15 protein-coding genes and 2 pseudogenes are annotated in these 19,226 nt (G+C 35.4%); 12 read left to right on the plus strand and 5 right to left on the minus strand.

Annotated features, from left to right (window positions below):
* Positions 1–246: 246 nt before the first annotated feature.
* On the plus strand, positions 247–1,128 hold the full coding sequence (locus LPB68_RS17215) for an Abi family protein (RefSeq protein ID WP_068661207.1): 882 nt from the start codon (positions 247–249) through the stop codon (positions 1,126–1,128).
* 116 nt (positions 1,129–1,244) lie between these two features.
* Here LPB68_RS17215 and LPB68_RS17220 read toward each other — a convergent pair whose 3' ends face one another.
* On the minus strand, positions 1,245–1,919 hold the full coding sequence (locus LPB68_RS17220) for a YukJ family protein (RefSeq protein ID WP_068661208.1): 675 nt from the start codon (positions 1,917–1,919) through the stop codon (positions 1,245–1,247).
* A gap of 176 nt (positions 1,920–2,095) precedes the next feature.
* Between LPB68_RS17220 and LPB68_RS17225 the strand changes: the two genes are divergently transcribed.
* Positions 2,096–3,109, plus strand: coding sequence for a S66 family peptidase (locus LPB68_RS17225; protein WP_068661209.1), 1,014 nt, complete (start codon positions 2,096–2,098; stop codon positions 3,107–3,109).
* Positions 3,110–3,507: 398 nt separating this feature from the next.
* Here LPB68_RS17225 and LPB68_RS17230 read toward each other — a convergent pair whose 3' ends face one another.
* Positions 3,508–3,801, minus strand: a complete 294-nt coding sequence (locus LPB68_RS17230) for a hypothetical protein (RefSeq protein ID WP_068661210.1) — start codon at positions 3,799–3,801, stop codon at positions 3,508–3,510.
* A gap of 62 nt (positions 3,802–3,863) precedes the next feature.
* Positions 3,864–4,046 (minus strand): hypothetical protein, encoded by a 183-nt coding sequence (locus LPB68_RS17235; protein WP_068661211.1) that lies wholly within the window; start codon positions 4,044–4,046, stop codon positions 3,864–3,866.
* Positions 4,047–5,519: 1,473 nt separating this feature from the next.
* Between LPB68_RS17235 and LPB68_RS17240 the strand changes: the two genes are divergently transcribed.
* From LPB68_RS17240 to LPB68_RS17255, 4 genes and pseudogenes are all read left to right on the plus strand, one after another.
* Entirely contained in the window at positions 5,520–6,629 is a 1,110-nt protein-coding gene (locus LPB68_RS17240) for a DNA cytosine methyltransferase (protein ID WP_068661212.1), read from the plus strand.
* A 10-nt stretch (positions 6,630–6,639) separates the two neighbouring features.
* Entirely contained in the window at positions 6,640–7,692 is a 1,053-nt protein-coding gene (locus tag LPB68_RS17245) for a restriction endonuclease PLD domain-containing protein (protein WP_068661213.1), read from the plus strand.
* Positions 7,692–9,575: a Z1 domain-containing protein gene (locus tag LPB68_RS17250; protein WP_068661214.1), complete on the plus strand. Its 1,884-nt coding sequence runs from the start codon at positions 7,692–7,694 to the stop codon at positions 9,573–9,575. The genes LPB68_RS17245 and LPB68_RS17250 overlap by 1 nt, the downstream gene beginning before the upstream one ends.
* 391 nt (positions 9,576–9,966) lie before the next feature.
* Positions 9,967–10,692: pseudogene (locus tag LPB68_RS17255) on the plus strand (response regulator transcription factor).
* Between the two features lie 464 nt (positions 10,693–11,156).
* Here the strand turns inward: LPB68_RS17255 and istB are convergent.
* Positions 11,157–11,840: pseudogene (gene istB / locus LPB68_RS17260) on the minus strand (IS21-like element helper ATPase IstB).
* 509 nt (positions 11,841–12,349) lie between these two features.
* Between istB and LPB68_RS22405 the strand changes: the two are divergent.
* The 6 genes from LPB68_RS22405 (at position 12,350) to LPB68_RS17290 (ending at position 18,475) form a co-directional block, all read left to right on the plus strand.
* The gene (locus LPB68_RS22405; protein WP_082865848.1) at positions 12,350–13,528 is read left to right on the plus strand and encodes a GmrSD restriction endonuclease domain-containing protein; all 1,179 of its coding nucleotides are present in this window, start codon (positions 12,350–12,352) and stop codon (positions 13,526–13,528) included.
* Between the two features lie 211 nt (positions 13,529–13,739).
* Positions 13,740–14,027, plus strand: a complete 288-nt coding sequence (locus tag LPB68_RS17270) for a hypothetical protein (protein WP_068661215.1) — start codon at positions 13,740–13,742, stop codon at positions 14,025–14,027.
* A 322-nt stretch (positions 14,028–14,349) separates the two neighbouring features.
* Positions 14,350–16,092 (plus strand): ABC-F family ATP-binding cassette domain-containing protein, encoded by a 1,743-nt coding sequence (locus LPB68_RS17275; RefSeq protein WP_068661216.1) that lies wholly within the window; start codon positions 14,350–14,352, stop codon positions 16,090–16,092.
* Between the two features lie 296 nt (positions 16,093–16,388).
* Complete coding sequence (locus LPB68_RS17280; protein ID WP_068661217.1) at positions 16,389–17,408, plus strand: virulence RhuM family protein; 1,020 nt, start codon at positions 16,389–16,391, stop codon at positions 17,406–17,408.
* 132 nt (positions 17,409–17,540) lie between these two features.
* The gene (locus LPB68_RS17285; protein WP_068661218.1) at positions 17,541–17,873 is read left to right on the plus strand and encodes a nucleoside triphosphate pyrophosphohydrolase; all 333 of its coding nucleotides are present in this window, start codon (positions 17,541–17,543) and stop codon (positions 17,871–17,873) included.
* A complete protein-coding gene (locus LPB68_RS17290; RefSeq protein ID WP_068661219.1) occupies positions 17,870–18,475 on the plus strand; it encodes a YdcF family protein in 606 nt (201 codons plus the stop codon). The genes LPB68_RS17285 and LPB68_RS17290 overlap by 4 nt, the downstream gene beginning before the upstream one ends.
* A gap of 197 nt (positions 18,476–18,672) precedes the next feature.
* On the opposite strand, the gene LPB68_RS17295 is transcribed toward LPB68_RS17290, so the two are convergent.
* Entirely contained in the window at positions 18,673–19,158 is a 486-nt protein-coding gene (locus tag LPB68_RS17295; RefSeq protein ID WP_068661248.1) for a spore coat protein, read from the minus strand.
* Positions 19,159–19,226: the final 68 nt, after the last annotated feature.

Below are 19,226 nucleotides of genomic sequence, written 5' to 3' on the forward strand. Positions count from 1 at the left end.
GACATGAATTTGCATAAAAAATTACTCTAGACTTGCTGTGTTTGCGTGTGATCACAGAATTTTGTAGGATGGCCATGTTCATCTGTACACCAGATAAGAAGGCCAAGAATACAGCACTTCCCATGAAACCAGGCTGAAATGTTTGACGGAATAATACATGTTGAGTACAATGAGAGTAACAGATCCCACCACGCCTCTTCACAATGCGTACCAAGGTGGGCCTTTTTTTTATTTAGGGGGAATTAAATGGATCACCAGACTTCTCCAGTAACAAAAGCGCCTGCTACATTCCAAGAGCAACTACAAATTATGAAAAATCGGGGTCTCATTATTGAAGATGAGGATTTCGCAATTCGAACGTTACAACGAATTAATTATTACCGTTTAAGTGCCTATGGATTAAGTCTTAAGAGAAATGATCAGTTTTTTCAAGGTGTAACCTTTTCGGAAATTCATGCATTATATGAGTTTGATCATCAGTTTCGCTACTTAATTATGGATATGACCGAACAGGTGGAGATTGCATTTCGTACTCATATTTCATACCATATTGCGCATACATACGGTATGTTGGGGCATTTAGAACCAGTGAATTTTGATAACGAAGTGTATCATTCGCATTTTGTTGTTGAATTAGACAAGGAAATTAGACGGTCACAGGAGATTTTCATCAAACATCATTTTGAAAAGTATGGTGGACAAATACCTATTTGGGTAGCCATTGAAGTTCTTTCATTCGGGGCACTTTCGAAGTTGTTTTCAAATATGAAAAGTGAAGATAAAAATCACATTGCTAAAACAAATTACCAGGCCCCATCAGTCTACCTTGAAAGCTGGCTTAAATGTTTGTCATATATACGCAATATATGTGCTCACTATGGCAGAATATATAATCGACCACTCACAAGTAGGCCAAGATTAAATCATCAATCTAAGAAGCTTGGTATTCAACAAAACAAGATATTTGCTGATATCTACGTTCTCAGACAACTGATCCCTGACAAGGATAAATGGAATAGTTTTGTGATACGATTGGAAGCATTGATAGCTCAATACATAGAAGTCATAGAACTAGAACGAATTGGCTTTCCTGAAGCTTGGGAAGCTATTTTAATGAAGCGGAACTAATGAGTGCATCCTCTGATGGGGGAGGCTTTTTCATGCGTATAAATATTGGCTGACAATTTTCGGATTGCGAATGCTGGAAAGCAGAAAGTATCTGATGCACATATTTCTCGATATGATTAGACTTGCCGCATTTGCGTATGACCACAGAATTCTGTAGGATGGCCCTTCTCATCTGTACACCATGATTGTGATAAGAATGCTAAGAAAATACCAACCCAATGGTCTTTGAATTGGATAAGCAATCCACCGTCTTGATAAGATGCGTTATCCCCCTTCCAACGGCCTTTATTCCCTTGGTTCATATGAACGTTGTGCAACCCATTTCCTGGTTGGAACCGAAATATGTGATCGCGATTCTTCTCAGGACCCCATCTTGAACCGTATACATATAGAAGGGCATCTTCATTAATCGCTTTCTGAATATAATGTTCCATAAGATCATTAAGGTCATTATTCGGCCCAGTAATATGATGTGATAATGGTTTCATGCTCGAAGGATCGAACAATGAGCTGCGGATATAATCCAATGCAATGTCGCGATTGTTGTGATTAATAGGTGTAAACCCTAATTTAATATTAGGTAATATTGAAATAGCAGATGCATTGAAATCTTCATCGACTAAATACAGCACTTCAGATTGTTCTGATCTCGACATGACGTTCACTGAAATTCTGTAGTGTGTGCCCTGATCGTCAACAACTTCAATTTGGAAGTGGGGATCACGATCATCACGTTCCTCTTTGTAAGCCGTAACCTTACATTTCAATACACCAAATCTTTGAACTGGCATGCTTACAGCACCTCTCCTAATTAGTATATCTGGTATTTCTATTATAAACAGTTATCGTCATTAGAAAAAAGATTAAACATAAAGTAAGCTTGATAAGCGAAGAATATGCGAATTTATTCTCACATAGAGATCACTATGAATAGAGGAACATGATAAGGATTGGGAGGACGACTTATATGATTAGATATCCGTTCTTAGAAGAAGGAGCTACAATAGGTGTAACAGCACCCTCGTCAGGAGTACAAGAGGAATTACATGATTGGCTTAAACTTTCATGTAGTCGTATGAAGATGAAGGGATTCAATGTTATTTGTGGAGAAACGGTGTGGACTCAAGTTAAAGCAAAGTCAGCGCAAGCCCAATTACGTGCTACTGAATTGAATGACATGATTCGTGATGATAACATCGATCTGATCATTCCTCCTTGGGGTGGAGAATTATTAATTGAGATTCTTGAATACATTGATTTTGAAAATTTAAAGTGTAAGTGGATATTGGGTTATTCAGATATAAGTGTATTGTTGTTAGCGATCACCCTAAAAACAGGGATAGCAACTGCGCATGGAACGAACTTGCTTGATTTAAGAGGAGAATATACAGATGAGACCACAGCTATGTGGCAAACTGTCTTGTCAACGAACAGCGGTGAATCAATCCTCCAGCATTCCTCGCTAAACTATCAAAAGGAATGGAACGCTGCCCCTTCACCATCTGTCTTTCATTTAACAGAACAAACATGTTGGAAAGTGATAACAAATACAAATGTGAAAATACAAGGCCGTTTACTTGGTGGATGTATTGATGTGATAAGACATTTGATTGGTACCCCGTTTGGTGATTTGCAATATTTTCAACATCATTATATAAATAATGAACCTATCTTGTGGTATTTAGAGAATTGTGAGCTCAACACAGCAGATTTACGCAGGTCATTAGTTCAATTGAAATTAGCAGGATGGTTTGATCATTGTACAGGTCTTATGTTTGGTAGAAGCGATGCGAATCGACCTATCGATAACTATACAGTAGAGGATGTTTATAAAGAACTTTCTGAGGAATTACAGATCCCGATAATCTTCGATATTGATTGTGGTCATGTTCCACCTCAAATGACCTTCATAAATGGGGCGTATGCTGAAGTAGAAGTAGAAGACGGCAAAGGGACTGTGAAGCAGTATTTTAAACCATAACTACTTTATTCTCTACCTGACAAGGAGTAGTACCGATATGATTATCAGCAGGTTGAGATAATTCTAGTTAGATAACCTTATCAAAAAACATTACTTGAATAGACCGAGGACTCATTACAGTTACGCGGGGTCTCGGTTTTTCTTTGATGACGAAATAACCATTGAATCTCCCGTGTATATGTAAGGAAAGACACTTGAAATCAAAGAGTGTAAATTTAGGGAATATGTCAATCGACTAGCATTTAGGGATGAATTATCTAGGGTGTAAAGACTAAAGGTGGAGTTACCCAGATGATGGTGGTGATGGTTAATTGAGACTTTTCGCAGAAGGGGAAGTGTGACGTAAAGACCACTCATGAATAAGGTCATGAGTGGTCTTTACGTCAATTATGAATTTTCTATGTATAGTAAGCTCGATGCCTGGGAGAAGTATAATAAATATTATGAATCTTCTCGAGTTGTGATTCCATGGATTTAATATTATTAACAAGCTTTTGATCAATAGTCATAAAGCTAATGCCGTACAAATGTGCTAATGATATATTTGCCACATCAGCAGCTCCTAATTTGTTTGTTATTTCTAATTGTTTTAAAACACTATCTTTATCCCCATCTAAAATATTCAGTGTTCCCTGACTAACGAGATAGTGTATCTGTGTCGTAAAACGCATCATACTTATTGTAATAGGCATAAAGTACGCCTGTATCAATCAAGATACTTTCTGTATTTTCGAACCCATTGAAATTAGAATGATTAAAGGCAACGGTTCTCATACTTCCACCATTCCTTAACTTTATTCATATCGATTTTGGAAGTGGCGCTTCCCATATGATCTTTTAGTAAGGCTTTTTTTTCTTTTGTTAAGCCTGAATATTTTGATAAGTCTAGTTTCTTTATGGCTGCTTGCACATCTTTCTCCTCCTCATTCTTAGACATTTTACATGCACCTCCAAGTAATAGTTATGCCCATTACGTTGTGTTTAAAACTAATGAACTAGCTCCAAGATCACGGTTAGGGTGCGACTACGTTATTGTTATAATATAACATGTGATGAATGAGAAAAGGTGACCTTTTATATTTTGAAACTTTGTTCATAAAGGTTAACCACTCCATCTGTCGAATCATGAATAATAGACCTATCACCCTACTCCATCGCGAAAGAGGTAACGTCATGAAACAAGGACTATGAGCAAATCATTAATAATATAACGTCGCAGCAGTTATCTGCTCTTGACCCCGAAATATATGAGATTGGCAGAGAATCGCTAGATGCGGAAGAAGCAGAATGAGTTGGTGTTTTATGTGAATGAAATGCTAGGATAACTTGGCAGTATATTTTGAATCAAATTCAGATACCTATATATTCCTTATAATGTAGTGAAGTTAAGAGTGGCTTAGTCTATTCAACGTATAAGCACCAGATTGAAGTATTCCTAGTTCGCCATCCTTATCAAATATATTGGCTTGAATAAACCGAGTGAATCGCTTCAGTTGCATAGGTTCTTTGGTTTTTCAATGAAGTCATTATTTAGGCACTTCATCTATGGCATTAGTGATATTTGGACGATATGTAGATCTGGTATGTTGAGCATTTTCTTGATATACTATATCTACATGTGCTCATTCCTTTGTGTGATGATTCGTAGGACTCACAACACTACAGGGTTAGCATTTTTTTTGTTTCACCATACAGGTTGCTCGTATTTAGAATTACAGCTTACCCTTAAACGGGCATCTTCTTTATAACTCTTACAATGGAATTGCACTGTATTTGTTAAATATGAGGATAAACATGTGGATGATCGACTAAGTAGACTTATTCTAAGGAGAATAAAGTTTAATCTATAATCTTGATCGTATAAGTATATCAAGCTAGTATTAATAAAACATAGTTTTGATTTAGAGGTAAACTTAGCTCAAAGTGAAGCGTATCTAAAGAATATTGCCAGTATAGAGTGATACTCTAATGGAATACAAACAATTGTTCTTATAAGATACAAGTGCTATCATGAATGCAGCTAGATATCACTTAGGTTTCAAGGTATTTAGAAGGTATTGAATTTGTGTTAGTAGTAAAGGGTGAGTCCCCTCAGTATAAGAATCTTTGCTTGATACTTTCGGACAAGGTAACATAGTATTAGTTAACATGTGAGAGTTTGCTAAGTGAGTTGAATATCAAATAATAGAATAAAGAATCAATAATTTAAATGTACCTAAATTTAATTGCGTTATTTCGATTTCGAATGTATTACGATATTTTGTATTAAATTATATATTCAGATGAACTTTGCGAACCATTTGATTGTAAACTAAATAAGACATTAAATCATGGTGAATTTTAATATCGTCTGAATATAGGCTATTAAAGTTTGTGCAATTATTCATGATATTTGAAAGAGGTAGACAGAATGAATAAGGATATTAGTAAGGACTACATTCCAAAGGTAGTATCTATATTTTCAGGGTGTGGTGGTTTAGATTTAGGTTTTCATTTAGAGGGTTATGAGACAGTGTGGGCTAATGATTTTTCGGAATGGGCAGTTAAATCATTTCGTGAAAAGTTTGGTGACGTTATTGTTCATGGCGATATTACTCAAATTAATCCCTATACAGATAAATCAATTCCTGATCCCGATTTAATTTTAGGTGGCTTTCCATGTCAAGATTTTTCGGTGATATGGAAACAACCTGGCTTAAACGGTAAAAGAGGTGGACTTTATAGGCACTTCTTAGAGTTTGTGGACTCGAAAAAGCCAAAGGCATTCATAGCAGAAAACGTAAAGGGATTATTAACTGCAAATAAAAAACAGGCAATAGAAACAATAATGAAAGACTTTGAAAGTATTGCTCCGGGTTATGTTGTGAAAGTACACTTGTACAATTTTGCAGAATACGGTGTTCCACAATTTAGGGAACGAGTTCTCATTGTAGGAGTTAGAGTAGACACAGGATATAACTTTATTCATCCGAAACCTACACATGGTCCAAACACTCAAAAGCCCTATGTAACAGCAGGTGAGGCCCTAAAAGGTGTTGAAGAGGTTCCGTTAAACAATGAGCATATAAATAGTGCGGAAAAAACACGAAGAATGTTGGATCTTATTTCAGAGGGTGGAAATTTCACGGATATTCCTAAAGATCACCCGTTGTATGTAAAGGGAATGATAAGTCATGTATATAGAAGAATTAAACTTGATGAGCCTGCTAAAACAATAATCGCTGCGGGTGGTGGAGGAACATGGGGTTATCATTATCCTGAGCCAAGAGCACTTACAAATCGTGAACGTGCAAGGCTTCAATCTTTCCCTGATAACTTTGAATTTATAGGAAGTGTTGCAGAAGCCCGTAGACAAATAGGAAATGCAGTTCCTCCAGAAGGAGTTAGATCTGTCGCAAGAAGATTAAAACCGCTTTTCACAGGAGAATATGAAAGAATAGATCTGTATGCAACATTAGATCAATTGTCTAAAATGACAATAAAAGAAAGGCTCGATTTAGCCACTGAAGAAATGATATAGGAGTGAATATATGGAACTTTTACTTTCTAATTTCCCCCCATTAAGAACTAAGGCAGCTACATTTAGCGAGATGTTTTATTCGTTGCTACCTAAAACTACTAGATTAGATATAGCGGTAGGGTATATAACGGCAGATTCACTAATTGAACTTAAGAAAGCTATTGAGTTTAATAATATTAGTCAAATGAACCTGACTATTGGTATGCATTATTTGGAGAAATTCACTGAATTAGAATATCAATCTGCAATAGATTTAAATGACTATTTAATCTCAAATAAGTTGGGTCAGGTAAGATTAGTAACATCGTTTAGATATCATGGCAAGCTTTACTCTTATCAAGACGATGCAGGTGCTTTCGTCGGAATTATTGGATCAAACAATTTGAGTGGTATTATCGAAAATAATGTAAGGGTCTATGAAGCATCAGTTTTAATTGATGATAGAACATATGCTTCTCAAATACAGGATTTTATACAAGAACTAAATAGAACATCTACGGTATGCATTGAGGAATTAGATATACAGGAATTTAATGTACAGAATACATTGCTTGAAAATCATGAATATGTTGAACAATTAAATGGACTTAAGTTAGAGAAACACTTATCGGAACTTACTGATATTTCGTTTGATATACCTATAAAAAGTGATGAAGCTCCTCAAAGCAATTTGAACGTGTTTTTTGGAAAGGGAAGAGAAGGGAAAAATGGATTAGTTAAACCACGCCATTGGTATGAAGTAGAACTTATTGTTCCTAAAATGGTAACTTCTCAACCCTTTTATCCCCAGAGTAAAACAGATGAAGCAATATTTGATGTAATTACTGACGATGGATGGAAGTTTAAATGTAAAGTTAGTGGAGATTACAGTAAAAATTTACGTTCAGAAAACGATTTGAAAATTATGGGGAAATGGTTGAAGGGTCGCCTTGAAAATAAGGGTGTATTACGTGTAGGTCAATTAGTCACAAAAGACACTCTTAAAAAATACGGGAGAGATACATTTACATTAACAAAAACCCAGACGCCCAATTTGTGGTTTTTAGATTTTGGGGTGAAATAATGAGTTATTTAGAGGATTACTTAGAGAAGATAGTTGAGAAAGGCAATCCTGGTCTTGCTGGGTCAGTTAAAAAGACGACTGATGATGTAATACCTCAATATATTAGAAATTTTTCATATAAAGAGCATGTTGTCAGCTTATTAATGGGGAATGTACAAAGTGGAAAAACGAGCCACATGTTTGGGCTAATTAACGCAGCTGCAGATGAGGGATTTGGTATTTTTGTGTTACTTACAACAGACAATATTTTGTTACAACAGCAAACGTTATCTCGTGCAGAAAAGGACTTTTCTGATTTTTGCATATGTGGAGAAAATGATTATCTGAGGTTCGCAGATAATGCTATGCGCAAGCCTGTTTTGATTATTCTAAAGAAAAATTGGCGTATACTTAAACAATGGAAAAATAATTTTTCTTCTACAAACTTTTGTAAAGGTAATCCTTTATTTATTGTTGATGATGAGGCAGATGCTGCCAGTTTAAACACAATGGTTAATAAAGATAAAAAAAGTACAATAAATAAAATCTTGGAGGAAATTAAAAATACATCTTCAAGTAGCATATATATGCAGGTTACGGGGACTCCCCAGTCCATATTTCTTCAAACTGTACAAAGTGGATGGAATCCTTATTTTATCTATTATTTTGATCCGGGGCAAGGTTATTTAGGGGGAGATTTCTTTTTTAATCAAGAAGACTCACCATACATAAAATTCACTGATAATAATGAAGCGCAGGAAATATTGGTTGATGATGAGTTTCCTGAAAATGGACTGAAGACAGCGCTTATTATTCATTTAATTACATCAGCACATATATTTATAAGTGCTGGTAAAGTAAGTAACTTCATGATACATCCAAGTGTTAAAACATCACAGCATGGGAAATTTGCAGAAAAAGTAGGGGAATATCTAAATGAGATTATGCTATCTATTGATGAAGATTGTATGCTTGACGTTATTCGTAAAGCATACAACAATATCAAAGAAAGCAAACCTACAATAGCTCCCTTTGAAGATATATACGTTTTTATTAGAGATTCATTAGAAAATGATGATATTAATGTGTTAGTAATTAATTCTGTTTCATCATATGAAGATAATGTACAATATGAGTCTGGAATTAATGTTATTATCGGCGGAAATAGTTTGGGGAGAGGAGTTACATTCCCACAATTACAAACAATTTACTATTGTCGCGTAGCAAAAAATCCGCAAGCAGATACTATGTGGCAACATTCAAGAATGTTTGGGTATGATAGAGATGTTGATTTGATGCGTGTGTTTATGCCTCCTAAATTATATAAACTATTTTCTGATATTAACACGACTAATAATTCTCTTATTGCTCAAATCAAAAGATTCGATGAAACTAAAGATATTAAAGTATGCTATCCGAAAGGTGTCCAGCCAACACGGAAAAATGTACTTGATAATAGGGCAATTAGTATTTTAAGTGGTGGTGTTAATTACTTTCCATATTATCCAACTAACACAAATATAGTGGCTCTGGATGAAATGCTGGCTCCATTCAAGGATGAATGCTACACAGTGAACCTGAAATTTATTGTGAATTTATTGAAATTAATTGGATCTGAAGCAGATGATTGGGATACTAATAATTTCATTGGTTTTGTCAATACGTTTATATTAGAGAACTCTTTAGAACAAGGTAAATTAATTGTACGTCGCGAAAGAGATATTACTAAAGGAACAGGAACACTTTTATCACCAAATGACAGGAGATTAGGTGCAGAATTTAGCGATAAGGTAGTTATAACCATGTATAAAGTAACTGGCACAAAAGGTTGGAATAACGAAAAACTATGGATTCCAAATATCAAGTTGCCTGAAGATATTGTATACTATAATGTAAATTCTTAAAAATGTTGTTAAGGGGATCGTGCTGGGATAACATCAACTTCAAGAACTACATACGGAGAGGCTTACGTATGCTGTATTAGTTGTATTAGGATGCTTGTCCTATCGTTTTCATGCGGAAATAGGACTGATTATCACTTGTTCCACACTTTGTTAAAGTATCTCCTTTGATCTGTATCTTACGCAGAATGAAGGAGATACTTTTTTTAAATAAGTATTAATAATTGACTCTATCTATCAATAAGATGAAGATTAAATTTATTTGTTATGAATAGAGACCAGGAAATAATAGTTGATTATAAATGTGCAATTCTGTATGTTCCATTGTCTTCACCAAGCCATCTTGTAGTAGGTATTAATCTAGCAATAGATTTGGAAAGGGGGAAGCAGTTATATAGATGCTCCAATTAGAATTTTGATAGTTGAAGATGAAGAAAGAATAAGGCATTTATTAAGAATGTACTTAGAAAAGGAAGAGTATGTAATTGATGAAGCTTCGGATGGACAATCAGCATTAGAGATCGCTTTAGAAAATGAGTATGGGCTAATTCTACTTGATATTATGCTTCCTAAAATTGATGGATTAGAGGTCTGTAATCAAATTAGAAAGTTTAATCTGACACCAATTATTTTGCTGACCGCAAAAGGAGAAGAAGTAAATCGTCTAAATGGATTTGAATCAGGTGCGGATGATTATGTAGTTAAACCATTTAGTCCTAGAGAGGTAATACAATGCGTTTAGGTTATATTAAAACGGTCTTCTGTTATAGAATATTTGAATAAGGGAAATGAGGTTAATAATAAATTAGTCTTTTCATACTTAACTATAAATGATGATGCTCATAACGTTACTGCGAATAAGCAAGAAGTTGTACTTACCCCCAAAGAATATGAATTACTTAAATTCTTAGCCCAATCTCAAGATAAGGTGTTTTCTAGGGAAACTCTACTCAAGGACGTTTGGCACTATGAGTTCTTTGGAGATGTTTGTACTGTAGACACACACGTAAAAAGACTGCGGGAAAAACTAAGTTTTGCTTCAGCAGAATCCTCCTCAATGATAATCACTATTGGTGTAGGTTATAAATTTGAAGATAAATTTATAAGCGACAACATTTAAAATTCAAGTACGAAAAGACTCCTTAAATATAGGAGTCTTTTCGTATAATTATTCAACATCATATGGGGTTCCGAAGGTAGAAGACATCTAACGGAATTATGGAATGGTAGGGTTCTTGTCATTTTTGTAGTTGATTGTCATAGGATTGTGTGACGTCACTTTAATGAAATGAAAAAAATCAAGTACGTAGTGACCTTCTAAAGGATATGAAGAGATGGGTGACTAACCTCGGACTAGCCACCCACCTTTTCAAATTTATTACATTCCGAACGTTCTGTCATCCTTGCGTTTTTTCAACAAGAGTATTTCGTGTCAACAAAAACTTAATAATCCCCAAAGTAGCAGTTAAAATTTCCCTAGATAAAGTTGTTTTATGATTCTTTACTTTTCAATAATTCAGGCTTGAAGAATTCTGCCTTTTTTCTTTTCTTTTATCCCGTAGCTCTCTCCCTTGATGATTATGGTTACGGAATGATGGAGAGACGGTCTAAGGTCGCGGTAGCAAGTACTGCATCACCAAATATTTCACCCCAAGAGCCAAAAAAGTTATTTGAGGTGACAATAATGGAGCTTTTCTCATATCGCAGAAATAATTGAAAGGAAAAATGAGCAGCAGCATCGTCCATCTTTCGGTAACCAATCTCATCATTGATGAGCAGATCTACTTTGAGAAACATACGCACTTTTTGATTCATCCTATTCGGTTAATGTGCCTGCTGCAAGGTCTGAACGAGATCATGGGCTGTAATGAAGTATAACGAATACCGCAGGGCAATCGCTTCTAATGCTAGAGCGACGACGAGGTGAGTTTTACCTACGCCTGGTAGACCAAGAAAGACGAGATTTTCTTGGTGCTCGACAAACCTCATTGTAGCTAAATTCTTAATACGTTGTTCATCAATTGATGGATGAAATGAGAAGTCGAACTCGGCCAATGTCTTTTGGTACGTTAGCCTTGCTAGCTTGGTTCTCGTCTGCAAATTGCAATAGTGCTTAGCTTCTAATTCCTCTTGCAATAGCTTGTCTAAAAACGCGAGATAGGATATATTTTCTTTACCTGTCTCTTCTGCATGCTGATGGAGAATTTTAGTTATTCTTCCCCATCCAAGCTGCTGAAAAGCTTCATGAAGACGTTCGGTGAGGATCATTGTACGGTCACTACCTCATCCATTAATGCTTCATAAACAGCTAATGAACGAAGCATCCTAGTCGTTGGTCCAGAGAAACATGTGATTGGAATCTGAAGGGAAAGTTATGGCTCAATCCCGAGAAAACAGTGGTTAACGAAACTAATAAGAAAGAAACCAACTAACTACATAAGTTCTATGGAATCGCGACAACTATCTTGACAACTACCGAAGCTTGGAGAACCTACAATTGAGTAGGTTCTCCAAGCTTATTTTATTTCAATACCATTATTGAGTGATTTTTACCAGTAATTTAATTATGATGCATTAATTATTATAGAAAATATATGAATAACGATAGAGTTTATAATATGTAAAAATCCGAAAACATGTAGCAGCCACTTGATAATATCGTTATTTCATGTGTTTTTTCATAAATTATATGTAGCAGCTTCAAAAAGCAGCTTGATTATTTAACTACAATGGTATATATTTCTATCAACAACAATAAACGAATAAGAGGAGATAATATGAAAATAAGTGGGAAAATCGAAAAAGCTACTAGTTTTAATCCAACAAAGAAAACACATCAAATGGATATTGCAACAATGTGTGATAAAATTAGAGGAATCAAAATCACTTTACCATTGTATCAAAGAGATTTAAGTTGGACTCTACAAAAGGCAATTGATTTATTCAATTTTCAGTTGTTTGGAAAAGCACCTGTAGCTCCTATTTCGATTAATGAAATTAGTAATTCTTCAGAAGAAGATGTTCCACAGATTTCTTTTCTAACTAGAGAACTTATTGCATATTCTGAAATAAAAGGAGATCATCAATCTGTTGTAGATGGACAACAACGTTTGACAACAAATTTTAAGGCATATATTAATCATGATAGTTTTAGAAACATTGTATTAGACTTTTCGCGAGGAACATTTAGACTTGTTGAAGGTGGGCTCTTGAAATCTCAAATACCAGTTGGTATTTTATTAAACGAAAAAGAAGAAGTTTTGATGGACTATCTTAAACAAAAAGGCTCATTAGCTGATTTGTTCGCTATTGCACTTCGTGTTCGAACAAAAATTCGTAGTTATAACTACACAATAAATATTGCAGAAAATTTAAAAGAGGATGAGCAAATAGAATGGTTTGAGGTATTAAACAATGCAGGGAGTAGAGTTACTATACTCCAAATGAGTTTTTCGAAATTAAAAATTCATAATTTAGATATTTATTTAGACTACACAGAACCTTTTAAACAAAAGGTAAATGAATATGGATATGACGAACTATTTTCTCCATTTACTACAAATGTATCCTACCCAATAGCTGCACTAAATCCAGCATATGAAGTTATCGAAAAACATGGAATACACAATACCAACTATGCGCCCATTCCTTCTGATACAAAAGAAGTTGTACTGACAAAGATAGATGTTAAAGACTTCAAAAAAATAATAGATTTAACCTTGGATTCATTAGAGAGAGCGTTAAATTTTGTTGATAAGAACGAATTGCGAGAATATATTACTCGAATGGACTATATTCTATATCTAACAGGATTCTTCTCATTTCAACAAGCTCATGAAACTACGAATGAATTAGAAGTGTTACTAGTATCTTGGGTGAAAACTGTAAATTTTACAAATCAATCAAATAGTTCTCGTCGTGAGGTTTTCTCAAGCCTATTAGATTTGACTAGTTAAGATACATTAATGGTAGCAGTGGATTAATATTCTGCTACAATAATTTCTTTTAATATATAGAAGATTGATTTCCTAAGGGGTTTTCTTCTCTTATGAGTAGAAGTTTTATAATTTATAGCTTCGCTCATATTATCTGCAATTTCGAAATTTACATTAGGATATAAATGAGAATAAGTAATTTAGTGTAGTTTTTATAACGAAGATCTACAAAATGATCGTATTGCTCTATATGTTGGAACGTGGTAAGACACATTGGACAGAACCGGTGACACCTAATGAGATGGCTAGATTCTTCCATACCTATCTTATGGAGAAAGAATATCGCAGATTGATAGATTTCGCTGAAAAGGATCACAGAAAGCTGTGGGACTGGAACGATGTGGCCGAAGCTAAAATTATACAGCTTTTTGACAATATGCCCATGACGAAATGGAGCTGGACGAAGGGGAGTATGACATATTTTAAAGAGGGGGATATTCTCGCTGGACTTAGATATTGAGGATGCGGAAGAGCGGACAGTGTTGCACCGCTGGAGTAGAGAGATTTGTCTGTATCGGTTGTATTTACATTTTGAGAGAAGAGAAAAGATATAAATTGGTTGAAGTCACAGTAATTGAGACTAAGAATTAATTATAATGGGGAGATTAAAGGCAAGCTTCTTCATTTGTGCGATCACCCCCCAACTTTTATCATATTGTTCTAAGTTGTATTTTTCCATGTCACGAACAACTTTAATCTGAAATGATTGTAGTTAGATGTAAACAGTGTTATTCTACAACTTCAGTACATCTAATAATTTAGTTAGAAAGAAAGGTAACACTATGATAACAGTTGATAACTTATCCTTCTCATTTCCGCAAAAAGAACTATATAGAAACATTACATTTACGCTTGAAGAGGCACAACATTGTGCGTTTATAGGAACAAGTGGCAGTGGGAAAAGTACACTGATCGATATATTGATGGATCCAGAAAGATATCTGTACGAAGGTAAGTTAGAGATAGACCCAACGTGCAGAATCGGGTATGTAAGTCAGTTCTTAGAACTAGATAGAAGTAAAGAAACAACCGTATTCGAATATATCGGTGAAGAATTTATTAAGATACAGAATGAAATAAATGTGATATTAACGGAGATGGAGACATCAACGGATATTGAAGCATTATTAGAAAAGTATCAACTCGCTTTAGATGCATTTGATGCAATGGATGGGAATGATTTTGAGAGCAACATTCATAAGCAACTAAACCTAGCCAACCTCATGAAGCTAAGAGACGTTAGGGTATCCGACCTGAGTGGCGGGGAATTCAAGCTGATTCAAGTCATCAAGGAAATGCTGAATAGTCCAGACTTAATGATCATGGATGAACCCGATGTATTTTTAGATTTCGAGAACCTCAATGCGTTGAAGAATCTGATTAATGCTCACAAAGGAATGCTACTCGTTGTTACGCACAACAGATATTTATTGAATCATTGTTTCAACAAAATTCTACACCTTGAGAACATGGAGCTCCAAGAGTTTGACGGGCGATATATTGAGTATAACTTCTCATTACTTGAGACGAAGATTGAGTTACAAGAACTCACCATCGCTGAGGCTGAAGAAATTGAGCGCAACGAGATCATCATCGATAATCTTAGAACGGTCGCAACCTATAATTCAGAAGCATCTAGAGGGAGAGCGCTCAAAGCTAGAGTTAGATTTCAAGAAAGATTGGAAGCACGTAGACTTAAAGCGCCATTCGTAGATATTAAGCAACCGAATATTAGCCTAGATATGGATCATGAACTGGAAGAAGACACCACGGTTATCAATGTCAGTAATTATGGTGTTGCCTTTGATGAGTTGCTGTTAGAAAATGTGAACTTTGAGATCAAATCTACGGATAAAGTAGCTCTGATCGGTCCAAACGGTACCGGGAAAACGACGTTACTCCGAGATATCTTTAAGAATAATCATGAATCCATTGAAATACATGCTGATGCGAAAGTATCTTATTTATCTCAGCTGCAAGGCGAAGTTCTAAAGGATTCGAATACCATCCTAGAAGAATTCATCGATGCTGGGTTCGAAACGTATGATGAGGCTAGATCCTATCTTGCACACTATGGTTTTGAAGGCGAAATCGTTAATCAGAAGATTGAATCTTTGTCTGGTGGAGAAAAAAATATCCTTCAATTAGCTAAAGTTTCTGCTAGTAAAGCCAATGTATTACTTCTGGATGAACCGACAAGTCATTTAGACACCTACACCCAAATCGCACTAGAGAAAGCCATTCAAGAATACAAAGGCACGATTCTCATGATTTCGCATGACTTCTATTCTGTTGTCAATGGGATGGATTATGTTCTAATCATTGACGATAAGACGATTAGAAAAATGACTATAAAAAAATTCAAAAAGATGATTTATGCGCATCATTTTGACAGAGACTATCTAGAAACGGAACAAAACAAAAAAGCAATTGAAACGAAAATAGAATTGGCTTTAAAAGATAATAATTTTGAACTTGCAAAAGGTTTGCTTGATGAGCTAGAAGGGCTGATTAAGTTGCTGTAAATCATAACCCTCTGATTTAAATGATTATAAGAATCAATTTATAATACTGAAAATTAGGACTATTCCAAACTCGTCTGTTGCCAGATGGGTATTTTTTTATCTTTACAGATTGATCACTGGGGAGATATAACAGGGGATATAAGGAAGGTGAGTATGACACACATACTTTTGGAGTACATTGTTTATGATGTAGAATTATTTAATCTTTATAAGAATAATTGTTTCGTTCACTAGTAATAGTTGTTATAATAGTTTAAGAACGTATGTTTGTCTTTCTGTGAGAAGGAGGAAGAATTTTGAGTAAAGATATTGAATTTTTAAAAATAAGAAATAGTACTGCAGAGTTTTTGATGTTTACAGCAGATGAAGGTTCTGACTCCATTGAAGTTATGGTTGAAGATGGGAATGTATGGTTGACGCATGATATGATTGCAACACTCTATGATAAAGGCCGCTCTACTGTTGCTGAACACTTGAAAAATATATTTTCCGATGGTGAATTAGATGAAAAATCAACTTGTCGGAAATTCCGACAAGTTGCAAACAATGAAAAAGTATATAATACAAAATTCTATAATTTAGAGGCAGTTATTGCTGTTGGATTTAGAACCAATTCGGAAAGAGCCATTGTATTTAGAGGTTGGGCAAGTTCTATTTTGAAAAACTTTTCTATTCGTGGGTACGTTTTAGACAAAGAAAGGTTAAAAAATGGGACTTTTTTAAATGAAGAATATTTTGACCACTTACTTGAAGATATAAGAGAAATTAGGGCTAGTGAGAGAAAGTTTTACCAGAAAATCACCGATATTTATGCTACTGCGATGGATTATTCAGTTGAGGTGGCGACAACAAAGTTATTTTTTAAAACTGTGCAAAATAAGCTACACTTTGCTATCCATGGAAAAACTGCAGCAAAATTAATTATGGATAGAGCAAATGCTGAGAAAGAACATATGGGGCTTACTACATGGAAAAATGCTCCGCAGGGGAAAATCAATAGAAGTGATGTATCTATTGCTAAAAACTATCTGACATTAGATGAATTTGATGGTCTTAATCGAATTGTCTCCATGTATCTTGACTATGCTGAAAACCAAGCCAAGCGTAAAATTCCAATGACAATGAAGGATTGGGCGGATAGACTAAATGCTTTTTTGCAGTTTAACGAATATGAACTGCTAAATGATGCAGGTAAGGTTACTGCTGAGATAGCTAAAACCTTTGCTGAAAGTGAGTTTGAGAAATACCGCATTGTGCAGGATAGATTATTTCAGTCAGATTTCGATAAATTTGCTAAAGGATTCTTAGGAGAATGAGCATAACCCCATATACAACTAAATCCAACTGAGTAGATTGTAAAATCAAATCAGTTGGATTTTAATAATGGTTTGGACAAGCGCTCATCTACCTAAACCTTATTAGTCATAAATTTGGAAAGGAATGTTTCCATGCCTACATACAATAAATTAGTAAGAGATCGTATTCCATTCATTATTAGCTCCCAAGGAAAAGAGTGCAGAACTCGCATTCTGGATACTGAAGAATATACAGAAGAATTGAAAGTGAAGCTTAACGAAGAAGTTGAGGAGTATACCAAGGCGGATAATGATCAAGAAGCTTTGGAAGAGCTAGCAGATATGCAAGAAGTAATAAGGGCATTGGCTGAAGCTCATGGATCTAACTGGGTACAACTTGAGAATATTCGCGTAGATAAGGCGGAAGCACGGGGCGGGTTCAAGGAAAGAGTCTATCTAATCGATGTCGATGATGATCTAGAATGACAAAAAAAGTGTTAGGTAAATTAGCTTTAGTTATGATCTTCCTTATTCTTGTTCTTATAAGTTACTCAGCATATCGTATTTGGTCTTTCGGTGATAAAGTTGAATTCGTTAAGTCTGATGCGGCCATTGTACTCGGTGCGGCGGCTTGGGATGGTGAACCATCTCCTGTTTTAAGTGAAAGGATAAATCACGCGATTTCTCTTTATGAGAATGGCTATGTAGATACAATCATATTTACAGGTGGCAAAGGCGATAACGATCAAGTTGCTGAATCAGAGGTAGCGCGAGATTATGCTATTAGTAATCAAGTGGATGCAGAAGATATACTTATTGAAACTCAATCAACAATCACAGAAGAGAATCTCAAATACGCTTATGAGATAGCCTCCAAACATAACTTGAAGACATTCACGATAGTAAGTGACCCATTGCATATGAAGCGTGCAACTTTAATGGCAAACAATATGGGGATGAAGACATACTCATCACCGACACAAAGTTCAGCATATCAGACATTGAACAGTAAAATCCCTTTTTTACTTCGGGAGGTATTCCTTTATATTGGTTATATTGGTTATATTGTTAGTTTGCCATTTCGGTAGACTTTTGTTGTAACATGACCGGGGGAGTAATCATGAAGCTGGAATTCTATTATTCCTGACGATCCTTCTCAATTGCCTTCAATGGCCAGACATGTACATCGATTCTTTTGCAATAATGCACATACACTGGTTCTGATACTTAAATAACTAAGCCCCCGATCCACAACCATGATCGAGGGCTTAGTTTAAGTACTTTTTTACAAAGAAATCGCCTTATTGGCCATAGCAACATCGTTGGATAACAGCTTAGGGAGATCATAAGATGGGTATAACCCACGTTCAAGCATGAAGTAATAGATCTTTCCGTGTAGCTGGATGGCAGCGTTTAATTGCTTTTGGAACGTATCTCTAAGTGCTGGTGTTGCAGTTTCTGTAATGGCTATGGCATAGCTGCGAACGGAGGTCTTCGCGAATCCTAACAGCTGTCCAGCATAGAATGCGGTCAAATCTACACCTGTGGTACCACCACGTGTTCCTTGGGGAGCCATCGGAAAGTATTGCAGCAGTTCTTTTAAATTCTTCTCAACACCCTTAATGGCTTCCATGTAGAGTGCGTGAAGCTGAGGATCTTTGATGTCGTTTACTACCATTTTAAAATGTATCAGCTGATTACTCTGGTAGGCTGTCAATTCGTGCATTTCTAGTGTTTCGTGCCATGCCAGATGTTGTTGCTGAGATTTCATATCTTTACTATTCAATCCTAATCCCTCCTAAACGGTATACGTTAGCCTATGCGGGTAGATGCCTAGGG

Source organism: Paenibacillus crassostreae, assembly GCF_001857945.1.
Classification (GTDB): Bacteria; Bacillota; Bacilli; order Paenibacillales; family Paenibacillaceae; genus Paenibacillus_AQ; species Paenibacillus_AQ crassostreae.